Consider the following 22,248-nt stretch of genomic DNA (forward strand, 5'->3'; position numbering starts at 1 on the left):
CCAGCGGATGCTACCTCCTTCTTGTCTGGATGATTCCTTGGCCACTTTGGCGACGTGGTTGGGTTCAGATTATCAAGGTATGTTTATTGAATCATGGGAATTCCCTTATGTAGGTTGGTCAGCTTCATTCCCGGATTCATTTGCTTGGGCCAACAACAAGTTGAAACTTCTGGCGCGTTTTCACCAGCTTCAATTCGTTCGATATCAGCGGAATAACTCGCACGAATCAACATTATCCCTGCTGAAAAACGCAATATCCGCCGGTTATCCGGTTATTGCGGCCGTTATGATTTCTTGGGTCCCTTGGGACTCGAATTATGGAAAAAAGGTTGAACGGATACATCATTTTATTGTTACGCAAGTGGACAGAGTCGGAGGGGTGCTGGTTGGTCTTGATCCTTACCACGGCCAAACGCGGGTGCAGATGACTATGGAACAATTTCTGGCAGGGTATCAAGCTGTCATTGTGTATGAGGGGCGCATCCCTTGTAACCAGTCCAATACGTCTTCCGATCCCTTCAAACATGTTCTGATAAGTCGGCTGGCGGAAACATTCGCTTATATTGATCGCATGCGGCATTTTCGTCATGATATCGATTTCTACGGCGGGATTGTCAGCGACCATGCCGGCTTGATGTATCCGTTCAGTAAAATCGCATCCGGGCGGATCGAGTTCACGATTTTATTGCAATTCTTACTGAATGCTGGGCGAATAGGTTCCGGCGTGAAAGGGTTGATTTCTGATTTGCAAAGCGCGGCAGAAAAATGGAACTTGATCGGGGTTTTGTTGCTCAAGCATGCATTGCTTCAAACTCACGGTTTACTTCATAAGACGTTGGATAACATCGACGAGGCCATTTGCATGGAGTCCCAGCTCGCCCGCTATATGATACACGCAGAGGACGATTTTTGGAATTGATGCTTCAAGGGGGATTCATATGGAACAGAACACTCAGATTACTAGGTTGGTTCAACAAATTATTAAAAATGAAAACTTTGCGTATCGGGATAATTTGGAGATGTACGGATTAGATTCCGTTCACACGATTCGCATTGCCGTGGAACTGGAGACTGTATTCGACATCACTATTCCTGACGATGAACTGCTGCTAAATAACTTTATATCGATTGAAAAAATGGACTATTTGGTCCGCATGTGCAAACAGTTGTAGGACAATGGAAAAGGAGCATATCGCACACAAATAAACATGTCCCCTGTTCAGACGACAAGCTTGGCTTGTGCTGTCTGCATAGGGGACATGTTTATTTGTGGCGGAGCGATTGCCGGCAGAACGGGAAATCCTGCGATCTCAATCGCCAGCCAATCGGTATTCGGAAGGAGTGAGAAAATGAAATCTTTTAAATATAGAGCTGAATTGCGCTGCAGATCCAAATCCGGTCAAAGCCGCTATTTCTTTGATGCTCAGGTTGGACTTCAACAACAATTCCTTGGCTTTCCTTATGCGTAGTATGTTGATATGTTGAATAGGGGAAATATTGAACACCCGCGAATAGGAGTTGCACAGATATGCGGGATGTACGCCGATCAATTCTGCCAAGTCGCGAAGAGTGGTGGGTGTTTGGAAATGAGCTCGAATGTACCTGTGGATTTTAATTAATCGGGCATCGACCTGATTGTTACAGGCTGTCTGTTTTTCCATCTTTGATAGCGATTCATAAATAAATTTGCGAATGTCATATAAATATTTGTTGGAATGAAATACTTTTGAGTCATCCAGTAAAGGCAGAATGGGCTGGAGTTTATCGTTTTCTCCCAGAGTTATTTGGGTAGCAATGGCATGCAGGCTCGGATTTTTTTTCAGGGAAACCATAAGTCCCTTAATCATGGCGATTTCTTTATCTTTGTGAACAATCGACATGCAGCCCTGAAAGCCAGCCATGATCATCAAGTGATTGGCGGGCAATAGCAAGTTCTTGCGATTATACATTACTTCAATGTTGGCATTGGACCATAATACCAATCCATAATGCTTATCCATATGCCACTTTTCCAACATTCTCGGCATTAAATAATCGATTCTTTTAAGTATGGTCATAGTTCACTCCGCTCGCATGAAAAATACATGATATCGTATTAATGCCAGCTTACTGAGACTTTACGGCTCGGGCTGTCGGTTACCTGGTTATACGACTACAGATACGCAGTTGCTGTTGAATGCCGGCTTCGAGTTCGAAAAGCTTCCTGCACAGATCGGTAATATCAATATCCTGCTTGCCTTGCTCTTTTCTGTTTTGGATTAACAGCACCATGACTTTTAATTTGTCCAATAAACCGCTGCAAGCCAGTAATTGTGCAATAACAGAAGCATAACGCGGTTCGTCAAGCTTTTTGAGGAAATGGGCGAACAAGTAGCGGGAACCGCTGATGATGTGAACGGATTGCTCAAGATAATAAATCAGCGAGGAGTCCTCTAAAAAAACTTTGTCTTTGATGACTTGGTTTGCGATGTCATAGAACTTTAGCGTATCGCTAAAGCTGGAGAAAAATTCAGAAAATTTCCCTTGAATGCACGTATTAAGATTTTCCGGAGGCTGTTTGTCCCAATGGAACAGCCGTAATTCTTTCCTGCCGTGTTCGAACGCATCTTTAAAAACGGATGTTTCGTAAGCATAATGTGAAAACCCCGGATACATATCGTCCATAACATATAAGCGATGGATATCGGTATGGAAGCTTTCATAACCGGTGACCAGAATGAAATGAAACAAGTGATTCTTTTCAAAATCCCAGGGGCGATGTGGCAGGAAAAACGCGTCACAGTGCATGCTAACGACCTTCCCCTGATCGATTTCATTTTGGATTACAGTGAGTCCGTCCAGGTAGTTTGAGCAGGAAACGTTTTCGATGCGAACGCCGATAAGTGACAGGTCCGCTTCTTCCAGACAAGCTGTGCGGTAAGACCAACTGGGCTTTTTGCCATGAAGTATATGGGACAAGATGTTATCGGTGCTTTCGTACACGTTGTAAAGCAGTAGATCAATTGGAAGCCCGACATGTCTGATATAGTGATACAATTGCGTCTTGTAGCAACCGAAGTATTTAATGTCGACTCTCTCCAAGGAAACCAGATTATCTTTGCTCAAAATGAACTCCCCTTTACTTTTGAAAAAAAGTGAAATATACAAAATGTTTAGAAATAGAATGTAGCATATATACAACAAAAATACAAATTCGGTTAAAAATGAAAAAGGCGCTTCGCAATAAGGAGGGCCTACATGCGAAACGCCTTGCTCTATGGCTATAAGGTTGGGTCTACCAAGCGAGCTTGTTGGATAAAGTCAGATTGTGATTAATATCTTCATTCATGGTTAGCGCAGCTTTTCGGATCATATCCGAAATTGTACCTTCGTCTGCATGGATTTGTGTACCGAATGCATAGTTGATGCTTCTGGAAGCGCTGATTAAAGCGCCGTAGCCATCTTCGTTAAAAGCGTGAGAAAGATTGGCGCTGAAATTGCCTTGGGTCCCGTACCCTGGCACGAGAAAAATGCTGCGCGGCAATTTTTTTCTGAAATAGGCTAAGTCTTCGGGATAAGAAGCGCCGACTACGGCTCCTACTGAGGAATAAGCATGTGTTGTTTTCTCCGTCTCCTGTAGTGACAAAATGAATTGGCTGACTTTGTCGGTCATCTTCAATCCATTGTCGAGCCGCAGATCCTGCAGGTCCCCAGCGGAAGGATTGCTTGTCTTCAATAAAATGAATGTTCCTGCCGCATGGGTATTTGCGGATTCGATAAACGGGAGCAGACTGTCACTGCCCAAATACGGGTTAATCGTTAAGGAGTCAACCCACTGGTCGGGAGATTTCCAAGGGGAGGATTTGCTGAAAAATGCTTGCGCGTAGGCATCGGCTGTCGAGGAAATATCGCCGCGTTTAGCATCGGCAATGACGAGCATGCCCTGCGAATGTGCGTATTCGACCGTTCTCCAGTATGCTTCAATGCCAGGTGCGCCGAATACTTCGTAATAGGCTAGTTGGGGTTTGACGATGGCCGCTAAATCCGACACGGCATCAATAATTAATTTGTTGAATAAAAGAAAGGCGTGAGCGGCGCCTTCCGAAGTTTTACCGTAAGCGTCTATCGCTTTTTGAACAAGGACAGATGGAAGTTTATCGATCACCGGGTCCAGTCCGATAACGGCATGGGACTTTTTTAAAGCAATCTGTTTGCACAATCGTTCCGCAAAGCTTTGCTGAATGGTATTCAACGTGATACTCCTCCTGAATTATAAATGATCTGATCAACTGATTGTATCATGTTAACCTGCAAAATAATGTATAGTCAAGAAAAGTTTTGGCAGCTGCAGCTGCCTGCTGTCGATTGGAAAGCCGTTCCTTGCCGTTCATCGCGGTTCTTTTACAAAATCTTCATATTTCAAAAAGGGGTTCCCTGCATTGTCGCCTTTCGGGCGGCATAGTACAATAGCAATATAAGCCATATGGAGACTGATGAACGTCAATCGGAGGGTCTATGAGCATAGCGAGAGATGCGATCGAGAAGGATTTCAAGGAACAGAAGGAGCAGGTTGACGCGCGGGAAGCCCGCGAGGTTTCCACGATGTATTTGAACCGCGATTTGAGCTGGATTGAGTTCAATTGGCGCGTGCTGCAGGAGGCGCAGGATCCGGGAACGCCGCTTTTGGAGCGGGTGAAGTTTCTGGCGATTGTGTCAAGCAATCTTGACGAGTTTATGAGCGTGCGCGTGGCCGGGCTGAAGGATCAGATGAAAGCGGGCTACAATAAAAAGGATTTTACCGGCTACACGCCGGCCGGCTTGACCAAACGCGTCATGAAGCGCACCGCCAAGATGGTGAGCGAGCAGTATAAGACGTATCGCGAGGTAACGCGCCTTTTGATCAAGGAAGGCATCGTTTTTACGGAATACGAGGAGCTTAACGCGACGCAGAAAAAGGCGATGGACGCCTATTATCACGATATTATTTTCCCCGTGCTGACGCCGATGGCGGTCGATCAGAGCCGGCCGTTCCCGCTGGTGCACAACCAGTCGCTGTATTTGGCGGTCGTGCTGATCCGCGAGGGCGACGATCCCGACGATGAGCCGTATTTTGCGATTGTGCAGGTGCCGAGCAACCTGTCGCGTTATATTCCGGTGCCTTCGCGTCAGAACAGCAAGAAGCACGAGTTTATTTTGCTGGAGGAGCTGATCGAGCACCACATTCAGTCGTTGTTCAGCGGCTATACGCCGCTTGCCGTTCACGCGTTCCGCATGACCCGCAACGCCGACCTGACGCTCAATGAAGAGGGCGCGGAGGACTTGCTGGAGGAGATTGAAAAGGAGCTGCGCCGCCGGCGTTGGGGCTCGCCTGTGCGGCTGGAGATTCAGGAGGGCATGCATCCGTATGCGCTGACGCAGCTGATGGACGAGTTCGAGATTACCGAGCAGATTTTCGAAATCGACGGACCGCTTGATCTGACGTATTTCATGAAGCTGGCCGGCAGCCTGAACGGCTACGAGCATTTGCGCTATCCGCGGATCGAACCGAAATATCCGGTTGAATTCGAGGATTCGAATGATTTGTTCAGCGTGCTCAAGCAGCGCGACGTGCTGGTGCATCATCCGTATGAATCGTTTGACGCGGTGACTGATTTCGTTGTCGATGCGGCATACGATCCGCAGGTGCTGGCGATCAAGATGACGTTGTACCGGGTCAGCGGCAATTCGCCGCTGATTCAGGCGCTGGCGCACGCTGCCGAATCCGGCAAGCAGGTGACGGTCGTGGTGGAGCTGAAGGCGCGATTCGACGAGGAGCGCAACATTGCCTGGGCGCGCAAGCTGGAGAAGTCGGGCTGCCACGTTGTATACGGGCTGGTTGGTCTCAAGACGCACGCCAAGATTACGCTGGTGGTGCGGCAGGAGGACAGCACGCTGCGGCGTTATGTGCATGTAGGCACGGGCAATTACAACGACAGCACGGCGCGGCTATATACGGACGTAGGGCTGTTTACGTCGCACAGCATCATCGGCGAGGACGCTTCGGCGTTATTTAATGAAATTACCGGCTATTCCGCGCCGCATGATTGGCAGGCGTTTGCGGTGGCGCCGACCGATTTGATGGATAAGCTGCTGGAGTTGATTGAGCGCGAGGCGGTGCATGCGCGGGAAGGGCGTCCGGCGCGGATTATCGCCAAAATGAATTCGCTGTCCAACCAGCAGATGGTTGACGCACTATATGCGGCTTCGCAAGCCGGGGTCAAGATCGATCTGATCGTCCGCGGCGTCTGCTGCTTGCGCCCGGGTGTGCCGGGTCTGAGCGAAAACATTACGGTGCGCAGCATCGTCGACCGTTTTCTGGAGCATTCGCGCATTTATTATTTCGAGAACGGCGGCCAGGTCGATATTTATTTGTCTTCAGCCGACTGGATGACGCGCAATCTGACGCGGCGGATCGAGCTGATGTGTCCGGTGTTCGACAAGCGGCTCAAGGGCATGATGATCCAGATTCTTCGCCAGACGCTGAACGATAACGTCAAGGCGCGCGAGCTGATGTCCAACGGCACGTATGTGCGGGTAAAAAATGAACTGACTCCGTTCCGGAGCCAGTTCGAGGCGATGGAGTTCAGGGCCTGGAAGAAACTTCAACGCGACACTTGATGCGCCGGCCCCAAATTTTATGAAATTCTTTTTCCTGTCCGGCCAGCTCCGCGAGCTCGGCGGCTGGAGGATGCGAGCACTGGAGCGTAAGCTCCAGTGCTTTTGCGTGCGGTGCGGCTTGCAGCTCGCGCACCGGCTGCGTCTCGCTGCGGTCCAGCGCGACGGCGAGCTGCAGCAGCGTGCCAAGCCGCGCGATCAGCTCTTCGTCGCCGGGCTCGTTCAAAACGTCCTTGTAAGCGAGCGCGTTTTGATGGGCGCGGCTTTTCGTTTTGTAAGCGGCGATCAGCGAGATCAGCGCGATTTCGCGGTGCGTACAGCCGTCAATGCGCGCTTGGGCGATGATGTACTGCGTATGCTTCGCGTACTGGTAGTAGCTGACCGTGGCGCCGATCCGGTGCAGCAGCGCGGCAGCGCGCAGGCAGTGGCGATCGCGTGCGCTCAAGCCGTGCGCGGGGCCCAGCGCGTCGAACAGCGCCAGCGCCAGCCGGCTGACCTGGCGCACGTGTGCCGCGACGCCGCCGTGATGAAGCAGCAGCAGATTCTCGATGCTGGCTTCCAGCACATCGTCGACAACCGGCTGCTCGGGGTGCAGCGTCTCGCGGACGAGCCCGTCGCGCAGGCCGGAGCCGCTGACGATCAGGTGGGCCGCTCCGGCGGCGGCAAAGATCGCCTGCAGGATCGCAAGGCCCGGTACGATCAGATCGGCGCGATCCTTGGACAGCCCGTCGACCTTCTTCCGCTTGTCCAGCGGCAGGGCGGCGAGCTGCTTGAGGAAGGCGTCCAATTCGCCGGCTTTCAGCTCGTAATTATGGGCAAGCGGCAGCGAGTGCTTGCGCCGGCGCTGGCTCATCTTGCCGAGGTTGCGGATCGTCCCGCCGAGACCGATCAGCGGCAGGCCGGGGGCCGAGCCGATCCACGGCTGGCTGGCGACCGCTTCGCCGACCATCTGGCGGATCGCCGCCAGCCCTTGCTCGGTGATGACGCCGCCGCGGGCATGCTGCCGCGTCGTATTGACCGAGCCGAACGGGAACGAGACGCTGTGCAGCAGCGTGCGGCCGCGAAACAGCGTCACCTCGGTGCTGCCGCCGCCGATGTCGACGATGAAGCCGTCCTGCACATCGATGGCGTTAATGACGCCGAGAAAGCCGTAGCGGCCTTCCTCGGCACCGCTGAGCACCTCGACGACGATGCCGGACCGCTTCGTCAGCTCGGCGGCGATCTCGGCGGAATTGGCGGCATTGCGGATGGCGGCGGTGGCGACGGCGCGCACCTGCGCGACCTCGTAAGCGCTGCAAATGAGCGCGAACTGCTGCAGCAGTTCGACCACGGAGTCAAGCTCTCCGGTCGGCAGGCGTCCGTCTGCGCTGATGCGCTCGCTCAAGCGCGCGGATTGTTTGTGCTCGGTGACGACTCGACAGCCGCCGAGGGCATTTTGCTCGTAAATAACCAGCCGGATCGAGTTCGACCCGATATCGATGATGCCGATGCGTTGCGGGATGCTCATAAGCGGCTCCTTTTGTCGGAAATTCGCGCGCACATCGGGCGCGATGCGTTCAATGACTGCCTATATTGTACCAAGCGGCCGGCGCCGGAGACAAATTTTTTGCCGCTTGTCGACACGATTTTTTCGCGGGTGTGATGATTTTCGAAAATATGGGAATCCTTAAAAATGGCGCAAAACGGAGAAAACATGCAGTCTGGTAGAGAATATAGCACATAGCAATAGTTTATGGTGGTGAAAGCAAAGTTTTATGCCCTGTTTTGTTCACTTACGGCGCGAAATCCTTTATGATTAAAATAAGGAAAACTATTTTTTGCTAATTACAGTAGCTAAGGAGAGATACCCATGTCTGCAACAAAAGGTTTGGAAGGCATTGTAGCCACAACCTCCTCGATCAGCTCCATTGTAGATGGCGTGTTGACTTATCGCGGAATCGACATCGACGATCTGGCTGAAAACGCTACATTTGAAGAAGTAATCTACTTGCTTTGGTTTGGCAAGCTGCCTAGCCAGTCGGAGCTTGAGAAGCTGCAAAGCGACCTGAACGCCAGCAGCGCGGTTCCGGCGGAAGTAATCGACCAGCTCAAGCTGTATCCGAAAGGCGCCAACTCGATGGCGGCGCTGCGTACCGCTGTTTCCAGCCTTGCGCTGTATGACGAGGAAGCAAACGATATGAGCCCGGAAGCCAACGTCCGCAAAGCAATCAAGCTGCAGGCGCAGGTGCCGGCGATTGTTGCTGCCTTTTCCCGCATCCGTCAGGGGCTCGAGCCGCTCGCTTCCAAGGGCTATCCTTCGATTGCCGCGAATTTCCTGTACCAGATGACCGGCAAGGAGCCGGACAAGATTGCGATTGAGGCGATGGACAAAGCGCTGGTGCTGCACGCCGACCACGAGCTGAATGCTTCGACGTTTGCTGCTCGCGTCACGGTCGCAACGCTGACCGACATTTACTCCGGCATCACTTCGGCGATCGGCACGCTCAAGGGGCCGCTGCACGGCGGCGCGAACGAAGCGGTTATGGCGATGCTGGAAGAAATCGGCACGTTCGACAACATCGTTCCTTACATCAACGGCAAGCTGGAGCGCAAGGACAAGATCATGGGCTTCGGGCATCGCGTCTACAAAAACGGCGATCCTCGCGCCAAGCATTTGCAAAAAATGTCGCAGGAGCTCGGCAAAATTACCGGCAACATGAGCTGGTACGACATGTCGATTAAAGTCGAGGAGCTGGTCACGGGTCAAAAAGGGCTGAAGCCGAACGTCGACTTCTACTCGGCCTCGGTCTACACGTCCCTGGAAATTCCGCGCGATCTGTTCACGCCGATTTTTGCGATCAGCCGCACATCGGGATGGACAGCGCACATTCTGGAGCAATACGAGAACAACCGTCTGATCCGTCCGCGCGCCGAATACACAGGTCCGGTCAATCAGAAATACATTCCGATCAGCCAGCGTTAATCGCATAGATGCAAGCAGCTGAAAGTACGGGCTGTTCGGCTGCTCCCCAAGCCAGTCTGCGGGGGGCGGCTGCAACTCCCGTCGCTTTTTTGCGCGCGCCGACATGCTGATGCTTTTGATTATAAAATTCAGGAGGGTATATCATGCCACAATTCGAATCTTATGCATTGCCAACGGAAGGTCAACAAATCACTATCGATAACGGCGTTCTGCAAGTTCCCAACAACCCGATCATTCCTTACATCGAAGGCGACGGCACAGGCCCGGACATCTGGGCAGCTTCCGTACGCGTACTGGACGCAGCAGTAGAGAAAGCCTACAACGGCGAGAAAAAAATCGCTTGGTACGAAGTGTACGCCGGCGAGAAAGCGTTCAACAAATTCAACAACTGGCTGCCGAACGACACGCTGACGGCCATGCGCGAATACATCGTTTCCATCAAAGGACCTCTGACGACGCCAATCGGCGGCGGTATCCGTTCCCTGAACGTAGCGCTGCGCCAAGAGCTGGACTTGTACGTCTGCTCGCGTCCGGTTCGTTACTTCAACGGCGTTCCGTCCCCGGTCAAACGCCCTGAGCTGGTTGACATGGTGATCTTCCGCGAGAACACCGAAGACATCTATGCGGGCATCGAGTGGGAATCGGGCTCCGAAGCTGTAAAGAAAGTCATCAAATTCCTGCAAGATGAAATGGGCGTCAAAAAAATTCGCTTCCCAGAGACTTCCGGCATCGGCGTTAAACCGGTTTCCTCCGAAGGCTCCGAGCGCCTGATTCGCGCCGCGATTGAATATGCCATCCGCCACGGCCGCAAAAGCGTTACGCTGGTACATAAAGGCAACATCATGAAGTTCACCGAAGGCGCGTTCAAAAACTGGGGTTACGAGCTGGCTGAGCGCGAATTTGGTGATAAAACGTTCACTTGGGCACAATATGACCGTATCAAGGAAGCCGAAGGCACGGACGCAGCCAACAAGGCGCAAAAAGAAGCGGAAGCTGCCGGCAAAATCATCGTGAAAGACGCGATTGCCGACATCGCCCTGCAGCAAGTATTGACCCGTCCAACCGACTTCGACGTCATCGCTACGCTGAACCTGAACGGCGACTACCTGTCCGACGCGCTGGCTGCGCAAGTAGGCGGCATCGGCATCGCTCCTGGCGCCAACATCAACTACCTGACGGGCCACGCGATCTTCGAAGCTACGCACGGCACGGCTCCTAAATACGCAGGTCTTGACGTGGTAAACCCTGGTTCCGTGATCCTGTCCGGCGTTATGCTGCTGGAGCACCTGGGCTGGCAAGAAGCAGCGGACCTGATCTACAAAGGTCTGGAAACTTCGATCAACAACAAAACGGTCACTTACGACTTTGCCCGTCTGATGGAAGGCGCGAAGGAAATCAAGTGCTCCGAGTTTGCGAACGAAATCATTAAAAATATGGCTTAATCTCTCGGGAGGTATACGTTTATGGCTATCCGCCGTAACAGGATTACCGTAGTGGGAGCCGGGTTCACCGGCGCTACGACCGCTTTGATGCTGGCGCAAAAGGAATTGGGAGACGTCGTATTGCTCGACATCCCGCAGCTTGACAATCCGACCAAGGGCAAGGCGCTCGATATGCTTGAAGCCAGTCCGGTGCAAGGTTTCGACAGCAACATCACGGGCACGTCGAATTATGACGACGCGGCCGGCTCCGATATCGTCATCATTACAGCGGGCGTAGCCCGCAAACCTGGCATGAGCCGCGACGATCTGGTCAACACGAACGCAGGGATTGTCAAATCCGTTTGCGAAAACGTGAAGCGCGTCGCGCCCGAATCGATCGTCCTTGTCCTGAGCAATCCGGTCGATGCGATGACCTTTGTCGCTTATCAGACGCTCGGTTTTCCCAAAAATCGCGTCATCGGCCAATCCGGCGTGCTCGATACGGCCCGCTACTGCACGTTTATCGCGCAGGAGCTGAACGTATCGGTTGAGGATGTGCGCGGCGTGGTGATTGGGGGACACGGCGACGATATGGTTCCGCTTGTCCGGTATACGTACGCGGGTGGCATTCCGATCGAGAAGCTGATTCCGGCAGAGCGCATTGCTGCCATTGTACAGCGGACGCGCACCGGAGGAGGCGAAATCGTCAATCTGCTCGGCAACGGCAGCGCGTATTATGCACCCGCTGCGTCGCTGGTCCAGATGGCGGAAGCAATTATTAAAGACAAAAAGCGCATTATTCCGACAATCGCCTTGCTTGAAGGCGAATACGGCTACGACCAGCTGTTCATGGGCGTGCCGACCGTGATCGGCGGAAACGGCATCGAGAAGGTGCTGGAAATCGAGCTGACGGCTGAGGAAAAAGCCGCTCTCGACCAAACCGCCGGCTCGGTCCGCAGCGTGACCAAAGTCGTAACCGTGTAAGGCTAAATGCCCGAAAAACCAGCCCTTTACCAGGTAAAGAGGCTGGTTTTTTGCGTGTATGGATAAACATACAGCACAAAATGCAAAAATGGACTAGATTTCCAGCCGAATGTATGTTAAATTGATGAAAACTAGAAATTATTGTAAGCGTTTTAGAAAGGGGGTGGTGGAACTAGAACCATGAGTCTAATTAACCAAATAATGCATGGGATTTGAAAAAGGCAAACTTGTCGAAAGGCAAGGACGCAAAGCCGCGGATCTACTGTTCACCTACAATGATGGCCGGGCTACCAAATTGCAAACGGAAATGCAAGCTCCTTTCCCAGAAAGGGGTTCTTGAGTATTCCGTTTAAGGAGAGGGATTCGATGATCGTACTAACCAAGCCGTACGTGTCCGATGTTTTAGCAAGTACCATGCGCAAGCTTCAGCTACCCGTCGTCAAAGCCGACGACATCGCATTGGTCAACGAGCAAGAACTGAATCTTTTGTCGGAACAAGATTTCTACCACTATTTCCAGCAACACGATACCCCTTCCATTTTGTGCAATTCCGAAGCATCGCTGCAGTATGTATGTAACAGGCTCCACAATCACCCGATTACCCATGCGGTTAACCTGTTCAAGAACAAAGCGGAGTTCCGCCGGTTTATGGCCGCCGATTATCCGGATTATGACTACCGGGTCGTTCGCGCGAGCGAGTGGGAATCGATCGATCCCGCAAGCCTGCCGTATCCGGTGATCGTCAAACCCGCTGTAGGTTATTCGAGCATCGGCGTTTATCGGGTTGAGCATGCCGGCCAATGGCATGAGGTCATGCGCAATGTACAAGCGGTTTTGTCCAAAGCCGCGCGCATGTACACGTCCGATGTCATCAATTCCGACGTGCTGATTATTGAAAAATGGATCGATGGCTCGGAATACGCGATTGACGCTTATTTCGACGCCGAAGGGGAACCGGTCATCCTCAACGTGTTCGCTCGCATGTTCGTCAATGACAGCGATACGAGCGACCGGATCTACTGCACCAACAAATTTATGCTCAGGGAGATGCTGGAGCCACTGAGCGAGTTCCTGGCCGGGATCGGCCGCAGGCTCAATCTGCGCAACTTTCCGCTCCATGCGGAGGTCCGGCGCACGAAGGCGGGACATATCGTGCCCGTCGAAATCAATCCGTTGCGGTTTGCCGGAATCGGCACCAACGAGCTGGGCGTTCATGCCTACGGCATTAATCCTAGCGAATACTTTTTTCTCAACATGAAGCCTGACTGGGGGAATAAATTACGAGAAATGGACGATTCGGTCTACAGCTTTTTCTGTGCCGAATACGATCTGAACGGTTATCAATCTATCCGGGGATTCGATCATGAAGGCTTGAAAAAATGCTTCCAGAACGTATTGGAGTATCGGACGATGCCGGACGAGTACAATACGTTTGCGGTTGTTTTTTATAAAAGCGTGACGTTTCTGGAGAACCACAGGTTGCTGCATATGAATTTGGCGCCTTATATTCTGAGCGAACAAATCGGTCTGGCGAACTAGACGTTTTGATCTCTTTCAGGTGCTGCAAAGCGGGTTTCCGCCTGTCTTTGCAGTATTTTTTCGAGGCGTTGGCGAAATTTGTAGATTAATGTCAAATAATGGTATTAAGCGGAAGGCAGGAGATTGTTGACATGAACCAACAGGGTAACCGTATACTTCGAGCGCTGAACATCAAGAAGTCGATCGTGTTAAAGATTTGTCTGGGAGCGGTTGTGCCGCTGCTGATCGTTTCCATCGCATTCAGCTTTGTGCTGTATAACACGTCCATGGGTATTATCAACAAGCATCTGATTCCGAGTTTCGAGCAGGTGCTCAAAACGAATATGGACACGTTCCACTCGGGCTTGGACGCCCAGTTGATCAACGAGGCCAAGACGAGCAAGGATAAGTATCAGCTGCTGAAAGAGCTGGTGGAAGCAGTCGCCAAGCACGACAAGGTGCAGCTCGTGTATATCATGAGCAAGGTCGACGGCAAAGACGTCATTCTGGTGCTGAGCGGAACCGACGATTATTTGACCGAATATCCGTTTACGCCGGAACAGGCGAAGACGCTGTCCGCACCGGACCAAACGATCTTCAGCGAAATTTACAAGGACGACTACGGTGTCCACAAATCGGTTTATTATGCGATCCCCGGAACGGATTCGATGCTGGGCATCGATATGGACGCAAAGTTCATTTTTGACCTGCAGCACCAGGTTCTGCTAATCAGCACCATTCTGACCATTGTGTTCGCTGTGCTGGGCGCCATCGTGACGTATTGGGTGTCGAGCCGGCTGTCGAAGCCGATTCTCCGTCTTCTGGACCACACGCGCGTTGTGGCGCAAGGCGATTTGAGCCGGAGTGTGACGGTGGACCGTCAGGACGAGATTGGACAGCTTGTGGCCAATTTCAACACGATGACCGGCCAGCTGCGGCAGATGATCGAGCAGGTGCGCGAGACGACCCGATATGTCGAGGCTTCCTCCGACGAGGTGTCGAACCGTACGAACCATTCGACTGAGATGATCTACGAGGTGGTGACGGCGATTCAGGAAATCGCCTCCGGCAACGAAGCGATGTCACGGGTTACGACGGAAAGCTCGCGCGCGATGCAGGAGATGACGAGCGGCATGCAGCACATTAACGAATCGATCTTTGACGTATCCGAGGAGTCGGTGGTGACGGCGCAGGAGGCCGGTCAAGGCGAAGCGATCATTGCCAAAGCGGTCAAGCAGATGGCGGCGATTGCCAATTCCGTCGCCCATTCCACGGAGCTTGTGCGCCATATGAACGAGCGTTCGCGCGAAATTAACGGTGTTGTCGATATGATCAAGGACATTGCCGGTCAAATTAACCTGCTGTCGCTGAATGCAGCGATTGAAGCAGCGCGCGCTGGCGAGCACGGCAAGGGCTTTGCGGTCGTATCGAGCGAAATCCGCAAGCTGGCCGACCAGACGTCGACGTTCTCGGATGAAATTTTCCGCACGATTCATGCGATTATGGAGGATACGGTCCGCTCGGCGGATGCGATGGGTGTCGTGACCGAGGAAGTGAAATCGGGCATTTATTCCGTTAACGCTGCGGGCGATTCATTCAAACGGATCAAGGATTTGACCGTCAAGGTGTCGGACAAATTCCAGGGCGTCTCCTCTGTGACCGAGGAGCTGTCGGCGGCGATGCAGCAGGTTTCGGCCAACGTAGAGAACGTATCCGGCATTACGCAAAAAGCGGAAGGCAACAGCAAGAAGGTTGCCGCTTCCTCGCAGGAGCAGCTGGCCACGCTGGAGGAAACGGCGCAATCGGCGGACGAGCTTCGCGGCAAAGCGGCTCGATTGAACGAACTGGTTAGCCAATTTAAACTGTAGGCGGCAATTGAAGACAGGTCCCTCTCCCTGAAAGCAATGCGGTAGCAGTGACGAATAGCAGCAGCCCGGCGCTCCGGACAAGCGTCGGGCTGTTTGATTTGGAAGGAAGCGCCGCTATGGCGCTTTTTTGGCGTATTCGGCTGGCGGAGCAGGTCGAATCGACCGGAGTGGCAGGCATCCCTCTAGCTTGCCGCTAGGACGTTATACGGTGCCGCCCGTGGGCTTACAGCTCGTGCGAAATGGCAGGCGATTGAAGCCGGGTATCCGTGATTTTATTTGTAAACGCTCTTTTGTGTGAATTTAATGTAACTTATATTGACACAAATTTCGGTTGAACGTATGATAATGGATATAAAAAGCTTATTTTCAGACTTTTCTTAAAATTTATGTTATTTATATGTTATATAATGTTACATTAAATAGATCGATAAGGGATGGGATGTCTATGTCCAAGGTTAATCGCGCCGCTCATGCGCCTTATGCGCTTGGCTCCTTCTACGATGAAATGTTTGGCGGCGAGCAAGCTGTGCGTCCGCATTACAGTCAGGCGCATCGACTGTTCGCAGGTATGAGTCCGGCCGAGCTCGCGGTCAAGCAAGCGGCGATGGAGCAGCGGATGTTGGAGGAAGGCATCACCTTTACGATTTACAAGCCGGAGCAGGTGCAGCCGCTGGAGCGGACGATTCCGTTCGATCTCATTCCGCGCATTATAGCCCGAGACGAATGGGCGGCGTTGGAGGCCGGGCTGCAGCAGCGGGTCAAGGCGCTGAACCGCTTTGTCCACGACGTCTATCATGAGCAGCGGATCGTTCAAGACGGCATCGTGCCTCGCAGGATGATTGTGGCCAATCGGTATTTCCGGCCGGAAATGATGCGCGTAGACGTGCCGGGCCAAGCGTATGTAACGACTTCGGGCATCGATTTAATCCGCGACGCGGCCGGGGAATATTACGTGCTGGAGGATAATTTGCGCTCGCCTTCGGGTTTCTCGTATTTGTTCAAAAGCCGCTCCCTGATGAACGGCGTTTTCCCGGAATTGACGTTCTCCTGCTCGCTCCGCGATGTGGAGCTGAGTCTGAACCATTTCCTGACAACGCTGCGCAGCTTGTCCCCGAACGCGAAGTCCGAGCCGGTCATTGCGCTGCTTACGCCCGGTGAATACAATTCGGCGTATTACGAGCACGCCTTTCTCGCACAGCAAATGGGCATTCATTTGGTCGAAGGCCGCGATTTGACCGTGATCGACCATAAGCTGTATATCCGCAGCTTGAAGGGGCTGCTGCAGGTTGACGTGTTGTATCGGCGTATCGACGACGATTACCTCGATCCGTTGGCGTTCCGGCCCGATTCGTGTCTGGGCGTTGCCGGCATCATGAATGCGTACCGCGCCGGCAATGTGGCGATCGTCAATGCGCCGGGCACAGGCGTGGCCGATGACAAGGCGATTTATGTCTATGTGCCGGACATGATCCGCTATTATTTGAACGAGGAGCCGCTGCTCAAAAACGTACCGACCTACATGACCGGCCGCAAGGAGGAACGCGAATACGTGCTGGAGCATATTCACGAAATGGTCGTCAAGGAAACGTCCTTGTCCGGAGGGTACGGGATGCTGATCGGTCCAGCCGCTACAGAGGCGGAAATAGCCGCTTTCCGTGAGCAGATCGTCAAGGAGCCTGAGCGCTATATTGCCCAGCCGACGGTACAGCTGTCACGAGCGCCGATCATCCAGAACGGCCAGATGACGCCGCGTCATATCGATTTGCGGGCGTTCGTGCTGATGGGGGCCGACGAAAGCATGCACGTCGTTCCCGGCGGCCTGACGCGGGTAGCGATGAAGATGGGATCGTTGGTCGTTAATTCGTCGCAGGGCGGAGGCTGCAAGGACACCTGGGTGCTCGCGTAGCGGGCGAATTTTACAATGGCATTAAAGGAAAGATCGGCTGGCAATCAGGAAAGGGGACGGTAGCGGTGCTGAATCGGAATGCAGAGGCGTTGTTTTGGGTCGGCAGGTATATGGAACGGGCGGAAAATCATGCGAGGTTGATCGATGTGCATTATCATATCCAGCAGGAGCGGGATTTCCATCAGGAGGATCACAAGTGGTTCCGGTTGATTGACGCGTTCGGAGCGCGGGCGGAGTACGGTCAGCAGTTCGATGCCTTCACGCAAAAGGATGTGCTGTCGTTCATGACGCTGGACCGCGGTTATGCCAATTCGCTGTTCGCTTGCGTCAGTCAGGCGCGCGGTAATTTGCGTTCGTTGCGGGAGAAGCTGCCGAGCGAGATGTGGGATGTGCTCAACGGGTTTTATTTGTGGCTGGGGGAGAAGCAGGTCGACGACATTTTGCAGGAAGGTCCGCATTTGTTTTATAAGATGATCAAGGAGCGCACGGCGATGTTTTACGGCGTCCAGCAGTCGGTGATGGCCCGCGAGGCGGAATGGTATTTCATCGAAAGCGGCCGGTATCTGGAGCGGGCGGAAAATACGGTGCGCATCCTGCAATCGGTCATCCGCGCGATCCGTGAGGATCAGGCGCCGCCGTACATGTATCTGCTGGCTGTGCTGAAATCGGTCAGTGCGAGTCAATCGTTCCGCCGTACGTATGCCGACGAGCTTTCCGTCGAGCATATTGTGGAGTTTCTCATTGGCAGCGACGCGTTCCCACGTTCGATTCACTATGCGTTTTCACGTCTGGAGGAGTGTCTCGACAAGCTGCAGCTGACGCCGCAGGAGCTTCAGGTAACGCGGGAACGGCGGATCCGGCTGGCCGGCAAGGTCAGGGCCGATCTGGCTTGCCTTGATTGGGAGGAGATGACGCTCGGCGAAGCGCAGCCGCTGCTGGACGGGTTGATGCAGGCATGCCAGCGGCTGGGGCAAACGATTGAAAGCTCGTTTTTTCGCGTCGAGGGGGCTACGGCATGATGAAGCTGGAAATACAGCACGTGACGCGCTATATGTATGCGGAGGCGGTGGCGGACAGTGTCAATGAGGTGCGGCTGACGCCGCGCACGAATTACCGTCAATCGTGTTATCACCATGAGGTGACGGTGGAGCCGGCTGCATCGCTGTTAACCTATGAGGACTACTTTGGCAATCGGGTTCATGCGTTTACGGTGAATCAGCCGCATCGCGAGCTGGTCATCAGGACGCGGGCGACGGTGGTGACGCGCGAGAAGGACCCCGGTGCGGAAACGGCTCCGGCGATTTCGATGCGGGAGGAGCTGGAGCTGCTGGCGGGCGAACGGGTGCAGAACCGTTATGTCGAATATTTGCTGCCGACGGAATATACGAGCAATACGGAGCAGGTGCAGGATTACGCCAAGCTGTATCCGTTTGGCGAAGCGGGGCTGGTGGCGTGGGCCAAACGGCTGAACAGCGGGATTCACGGCGATTTGACCTATGATCCCGAAGCGACGCACGTGCATACGACGGTTGGTCAAACGCTGGAGCTGCGGCGCGGGGTGTGTCAGGATTACGCGCATTTGATGATTGCGGTGTGCCGCAGTCTGGGCGTTCCGGCGCGCTATGTGAGCGGCTACCATTTCGTCGGCGATCTGCAGGGCGGCAGCGCCGATTTCGAGCAGGCGTCGCACGCCTGGGTGGAGGTGCAGCTTCCCGGCACCGGCTGGGTCGGCTTTGATCCGACGAATAATGCCGAGGTCGGCTGGCGGTATGTCAAGCTGGGACACGGGCGGGATTACCAGGATATCGTGCCGGTCAAGGGGGTGTATCGGGGCACGGCGAACCAGCGGCTGGAGGTGAAGGTGGATGTGCGGCTGCTGTAGCCGGGGACGGCGCTCCTTGCGGCAGGCGGTGAAAACGGGGCTCCCGATTGACAGGGGCTCCGTTTGCTTTTTTAAGATAATGTAAAGTTTATTCACATATTTCGACGGACATTGATAGATTTTCGTGTTTTTTTATTGAATTTACCCAGAAATTTCGGTAGAATGTGGTCAATATAGCACCCGTCAGATGGTGCGTGTTAGATAAATTGTCATATGACCATGACAAGTTGGGATGGTGCAGCTATGTTTGACTGGCTAGGTTTTAAAAAAGGTCTTCCTTTATGGTGGTCCTACCGTTTGAACCGGGAGATGAAGGAGGACGTCGAGGAGATTTTTGAGGGCATCGCGCATACGCGCATGCAAATATTGAAAACCTGGGTAGAATCGAGCTGGTCGCATCTGGAGCGGCTTCAGCCCGGCGTGTGGAATCCCGGCGGTTCCGAAGGCGCAGGAAGCTGGAATGAAGCGGCAGCGAATCAGGCACTGGAGCAAATGCGCAGACGGGCCGTCGATTTCTCCGAGCTGTTTGTGCTCGACCAGCAGTTGACGGTGCGTTATTCCACGTATGCCAAGCATATCGGCCGTTCGTATGTGAGCGGCGGCGATTGGAAGCGGGGGCTCGATTACGCCCGAGAAGGCCGCAAATGTCTCTACGGCCCGTTTGTGGACGCGTTGACGCTGGAGATAGGTCCAAGCAGCTCCTCGTTTCACGATGCGGTGACGCTGCTGTTCCTGCTGCCGCTGATGGAGGGCGGCGTATGCAAAGGGCTGCTCTGTGGGCGCGTGCCCAACGACGTGCTTGGCGACTTGATTCAGCGCGAGTCGGGGCATGTGTATCCCGATTCCGGAGACAATTATATTTTCATGGCTCAGGCTCATCTTAATACGCATATTGCACCGGGCACGGCATTGTCGCGCAGCCGGTTTGAGGATATGACTTTTACGCATGGCGACAATTTGAAAGAAGGCGTTCGCACGGATTACGGGATTGTCAGTGTCAAGCACCATACAGAGCTGGAGCTGCGTTTCACCGATCCGGCGACCAAAGAGCTTCATCCCGGCGTAGCCAATACGATTGCATCGGGAAGCAATTTGTTCGTGGCGTTTCCCGGCTATTCCGATTATCGCCACATTCCCGTCATTGGCAAGGGGGTAACGTTTCAACTGCCGCATTGCCCGGACGTGTGGGGGATGATGTGCGAGGGCGATCTGGAGGAGGTTTACCGCATTCGCGGCTTGTCCTGGAAGCTGACCCGTATGCAGCTATGGATGGGACTCGGGATGATTGCGCTCAATGGACTGGCGGTCTGGGCCGCTTCGCAGATGTCGTCGCTCGTTCTGACTGAGCTGGGCGTTGTTTTGCTCAATGTGATTTACGGACTGTTCGGGCTTATGTTGACCCGTCGGGGCGTGATGCGTCCTGCTGTCGACCGCATCCACAAGCTGAGCCGGTTCATCCGCATTAACGCCGAAGGCGAAGGCGATTTGACCCAGCGGCTGGCGATTGCGCAGTTTGATAATGACGAGACCAAAGAGCTGGCCAAATGGATCAACAATATGATCGATTCGCTCGAGGGCATCATGCAACGCGTCAAGCAGGCGGCCGGCGACGTGCAGGCAAGCCAGCAGCTGCTGGTGGAATCGACGGAATCGACGGAAGCGTCCAGCCAGCGGATGAACGATAAAATCCACGGCATGATTCGCGGCATTCGCTTGCAGCTCAAGGATCTGGACGTGGCCAAGGACGTATCGCGGAATATGAGCGGCACGCTGCGCGATCTGGAGCTGAAGGCGGGCGAGCAAATCGCTGTGGCGCAAGAGGAAGTCGAACGGATTGGCGGCAAAATGCAGCATATCCAGACCAAGGTTGAGGAAACGAACCGGACGATCCACAGCTTCCTGCGGACGACGGAGGAAATCGGCGGCTTGCTGCGGACGATTGAAGAAATTTCCGCCCAGACGAATCTGCTGGCGCTGAACGCCTCGATTGAAGCGGCGCGGGTCGGCGAGCACGGCAAAGGCTTTGCCGTAGTAGCCGGAGAAATCCGCAAGCTGGCCGACTTGACCAAATCGACGACCACGCAAATTACCGAAACGCTGCAAATGATCGGCAAATCGGCGCAAGAGGCGTTCGAGTCGATGGAGGAAGGCACGCGCGTCGTTGCCGAGGGTACGGAGATGGTGGCGACGGCCTCGGATATTTTGCAGCAGGCCGGATCGGGCGATTCGCTCAAGACGCAGGTGGTGGACGAAATGGTCGAACTGATGGAAAAAATCGCGGCGGTCAGCATCGAGAACCGCAAGGTTTCCGCCGAGGTCGAACGGACGGTGCAGGAGCTGCAGCAGGACATGCAGCACGTGCGGGGGACGTCGGGCAATGTCGATTCCATTACGCGCTCGCTGCTCTTGCTGGTCAATCAGTTCCGGCTGACGGACAAGCGCCGCAGATAAGCAGGCTGCCTTCCGGCTATGCCGATTGTTGGCCCGGAGTCATTTTATATGGAGATATCGTGAACGGGGCCGAATAACGGCTCCGTTTTCTTGTCCGCACGGCGCGATTTCGCTATACTGGAAGAAACCAAGTCAAGTCGAGGATATGGAGGCGTCTCATGAACAACGTTTTGTTATTTTTGCATGTGCTCAGCGCTTTGCTGCTGGGATCTTACGTCGTATTTCCATTTGTGGCGGGACGGGCGGCTTCGTTGTCCGGCGCTGCGCAAACGGGCTTTCTTGGTCTGTTATCCACATTGAACCGCATCGGTCAATTTTCGCTGATTGTGGTGTTTCTGACGGGCGGAGGTATGATCCATGCGTATGAGCCTCCGGTATCGTGGATGATTACGGCCGTTGTGCTGCTGTTGATTATCGGTGCGGTGACCGGCATGATGGGTTCGCGAATCAAGAAAGCGCTGACAGCCTCCAAAGCGGGCGGCAGCATTTCGGCTGACGCGGGGAAAGTGCGCACCTACAGCTGGATTGCGGCGATTGCTGTCATTGCGGCGATTTTCGTCATGACGAACAGCTCGCTGTTCTAGGTCGCTGTGCGCTGCCGAAAGGGGCATGGAGTCCCCGGG

The 22,248-nt window shown here is 53.7% G+C and carries 17 protein-coding genes and 1 riboswitch; of the genes, 13 read left to right on the forward strand and 4 right to left on the reverse strand.

What is annotated here, in order from left to right; genetic code table 11:
* The first annotated feature begins 37 nt into the window (after positions 1-37).
* The gene (locus B5M42_RS08565) at positions 38-919 is read left to right on the forward strand and encodes a cysteine peptidase family C39 domain-containing protein (protein ID WP_134749134.1); all 882 of its coding nucleotides are present in this window, start codon (positions 38-40) and stop codon (positions 917-919) included.
* 19 nt (positions 920-938) lie between these two features.
* Positions 939-1,172 (forward strand): acyl carrier protein, encoded by a 234-nt coding sequence (locus tag B5M42_RS08570; protein WP_134749136.1) that lies wholly within the window; start codon positions 939-941, stop codon positions 1,170-1,172.
* A gap of 138 nt (positions 1,173-1,310) precedes the next feature.
* Here the strand turns inward: B5M42_RS08570 and B5M42_RS08575 are convergent, their stop codons facing one another.
* From B5M42_RS08575 to pyrF, 3 genes are all read right to left on the reverse strand, one after another.
* The gene (locus B5M42_RS08575) at positions 1,311-2,057 is read right to left on the reverse strand and encodes a helix-turn-helix domain-containing protein (protein WP_134749138.1); all 747 of its coding nucleotides are present in this window, start codon (positions 2,055-2,057) and stop codon (positions 1,311-1,313) included.
* Positions 2,058-2,136: 79 nt separating this feature from the next.
* A complete protein-coding gene (locus B5M42_RS08580; RefSeq protein WP_134749140.1) occupies positions 2,137-3,105 on the reverse strand; it encodes a cysteine peptidase family C39 domain-containing protein in 969 nt (322 codons plus the stop codon).
* A 169-nt stretch (positions 3,106-3,274) separates the two neighbouring features.
* The gene (gene pyrF / locus B5M42_RS08585; RefSeq protein WP_209280646.1) at positions 3,275-4,231 is read right to left on the reverse strand and encodes an orotidine-5'-phosphate decarboxylase; all 957 of its coding nucleotides are present in this window, start codon (positions 4,229-4,231) and stop codon (positions 3,275-3,277) included.
* A 263-nt stretch (positions 4,232-4,494) separates the two neighbouring features.
* Here pyrF and B5M42_RS08590 point away from each other — a divergent pair, with 263 nt between their 5' ends.
* Positions 4,495-6,636: an RNA degradosome polyphosphate kinase gene (locus B5M42_RS08590; RefSeq protein WP_134749142.1), complete on the forward strand. Its 2,142-nt coding sequence runs from the start codon at positions 4,495-4,497 to the stop codon at positions 6,634-6,636.
* Here the strand turns inward: B5M42_RS08590 and B5M42_RS08595 are convergent.
* On the reverse strand, positions 6,602-8,140 hold the full coding sequence (locus tag B5M42_RS08595; RefSeq protein ID WP_134749144.1) for a Ppx/GppA phosphatase family protein: 1,539 nt from the start codon (positions 8,138-8,140) through the stop codon (positions 6,602-6,604). The genes B5M42_RS08590 and B5M42_RS08595 overlap by 35 nt on opposite strands.
* A 342-nt stretch (positions 8,141-8,482) precedes the next feature.
* Between B5M42_RS08595 and citZ the strand changes: the two genes are divergently transcribed.
* The 10 genes from citZ to B5M42_RS08645 all read left to right on the forward strand — a co-directional run bounded on the left by citZ (position 8,483) and on the right by B5M42_RS08645 (position 22,209).
* Positions 8,483-9,595: a citrate synthase gene (gene citZ / locus B5M42_RS08600; RefSeq protein ID WP_134749146.1), complete on the forward strand. Its 1,113-nt coding sequence runs from the start codon at positions 8,483-8,485 to the stop codon at positions 9,593-9,595.
* A gap of 143 nt (positions 9,596-9,738) precedes the next feature.
* Positions 9,739-11,037 carry an NADP-dependent isocitrate dehydrogenase gene (gene icd, locus B5M42_RS08605; protein WP_134749148.1) on the forward strand — a complete coding sequence of 433 codons (1,299 nt, stop codon included), beginning with the start codon at positions 9,739-9,741 and terminating at the stop codon, positions 11,035-11,037.
* Positions 11,038-11,058: 21 nt separating this feature from the next.
* Positions 11,059-12,000 (forward strand): malate dehydrogenase, encoded by a 942-nt coding sequence (gene mdh, locus B5M42_RS08610; protein WP_134749150.1) that lies wholly within the window; start codon positions 11,059-11,061, stop codon positions 11,998-12,000.
* A 210-nt stretch (positions 12,001-12,210) separates the two neighbouring features.
* Positions 12,211-12,295: riboswitch (cyclic di-GMP riboswitch) on the forward strand.
* Positions 12,296-12,366: 71 nt separating this feature from the next.
* Positions 12,367-13,539 carry an ATP-grasp domain-containing protein gene (locus B5M42_RS08615; protein WP_134749152.1) on the forward strand — a complete coding sequence of 391 codons (1,173 nt, stop codon included), beginning with the start codon at positions 12,367-12,369 and terminating at the stop codon, positions 13,537-13,539.
* A 131-nt stretch (positions 13,540-13,670) separates the two neighbouring features.
* Positions 13,671-15,386 (forward strand): methyl-accepting chemotaxis protein, encoded by a 1,716-nt coding sequence (locus B5M42_RS08620; RefSeq protein ID WP_167689566.1) that lies wholly within the window; start codon positions 13,671-13,673, stop codon positions 15,384-15,386.
* A gap of 445 nt (positions 15,387-15,831) precedes the next feature.
* Complete coding sequence (locus tag B5M42_RS08625; RefSeq protein ID WP_134749156.1) at positions 15,832-17,292, forward strand: circularly permuted type 2 ATP-grasp protein; 1,461 nt, start codon at positions 15,832-15,834, stop codon at positions 17,290-17,292.
* Positions 17,293-17,357: 65 nt separating this feature from the next.
* Positions 17,358-18,311 carry an alpha-E domain-containing protein gene (locus B5M42_RS08630; RefSeq protein ID WP_134749158.1) on the forward strand — a complete coding sequence of 318 codons (954 nt, stop codon included), beginning with the start codon at positions 17,358-17,360 and terminating at the stop codon, positions 18,309-18,311.
* On the forward strand, positions 18,311-19,174 hold the full coding sequence (locus tag B5M42_RS08635; protein WP_134749628.1) for a transglutaminase family protein: 864 nt from the start codon (positions 18,311-18,313) through the stop codon (positions 19,172-19,174). The genes B5M42_RS08630 and B5M42_RS08635 overlap by 1 nt, the downstream gene beginning before the upstream one ends.
* 243 nt (positions 19,175-19,417) lie before the next feature.
* Positions 19,418-21,625, forward strand: a complete 2,208-nt coding sequence (locus tag B5M42_RS08640; RefSeq protein WP_134749160.1) for a methyl-accepting chemotaxis protein — start codon at positions 19,418-19,420, stop codon at positions 21,623-21,625.
* Positions 21,626-21,783: 158 nt separating this feature from the next.
* The gene (locus B5M42_RS08645; protein ID WP_134749162.1) at positions 21,784-22,209 is read left to right on the forward strand and encodes a hypothetical protein; all 426 of its coding nucleotides are present in this window, start codon (positions 21,784-21,786) and stop codon (positions 22,207-22,209) included.
* Positions 22,210-22,248 lie beyond the last annotated feature (39 nt).

Source organism: Paenibacillus athensensis (assembly GCF_004514475.2).
In the GTDB taxonomy this organism is placed as follows: Bacteria; Bacillota; Bacilli; order Paenibacillales; family NBRC-103111; genus Paenibacillus_AL; species Paenibacillus_AL athensensis.

Coding starts and splice junctions, on each gene's coding strand:
- mdh (WP_134749150.1), top strand. CDS start 11,059: ATGGCTATCCGCCGTAACAGGATTACCGTAGTGGGAGCCGGGTTCACC.
- B5M42_RS08635 (WP_134749628.1), top strand. CDS start 18,311: ATGAAGCTGGAAATACAGCACGTGACGCGCTATATGTATGCGGAGGCG.
- B5M42_RS08595 (WP_134749144.1), bottom strand. CDS start 8,140: ATGAGCATCCCGCAACGCATCGGCATCATCGATATCGGGTCGAACTCG.
- B5M42_RS08575 (WP_134749138.1), bottom strand. CDS start 2,057: ATGACCATACTTAAAAGAATCGATTATTTAATGCCGAGAATGTTGGAA.
- B5M42_RS08615 (WP_134749152.1), top strand. CDS start 12,367: ATGATCGTACTAACCAAGCCGTACGTGTCCGATGTTTTAGCAAGTACC.
- B5M42_RS08625 (WP_134749156.1), top strand. CDS start 15,832: ATGTCCAAGGTTAATCGCGCCGCTCATGCGCCTTATGCGCTTGGCTCC.
- B5M42_RS08620 (WP_167689566.1), top strand. CDS start 13,671: ATGAACCAACAGGGTAACCGTATACTTCGAGCGCTGAACATCAAGAAG.
- B5M42_RS08640 (WP_134749160.1), top strand. CDS start 19,418: ATGTTTGACTGGCTAGGTTTTAAAAAAGGTCTTCCTTTATGGTGGTCC.
- B5M42_RS08590 (WP_134749142.1), top strand. CDS start 4,495: ATGAGCATAGCGAGAGATGCGATCGAGAAGGATTTCAAGGAACAGAAG.
- B5M42_RS08645 (WP_134749162.1), top strand. CDS start 21,784: ATGAACAACGTTTTGTTATTTTTGCATGTGCTCAGCGCTTTGCTGCTG.
- B5M42_RS08570 (WP_134749136.1), top strand. CDS start 939: ATGGAACAGAACACTCAGATTACTAGGTTGGTTCAACAAATTATTAAA.
- icd (WP_134749148.1), top strand. CDS start 9,739: ATGCCACAATTCGAATCTTATGCATTGCCAACGGAAGGTCAACAAATC.
- citZ (WP_134749146.1), top strand. CDS start 8,483: ATGTCTGCAACAAAAGGTTTGGAAGGCATTGTAGCCACAACCTCCTCG.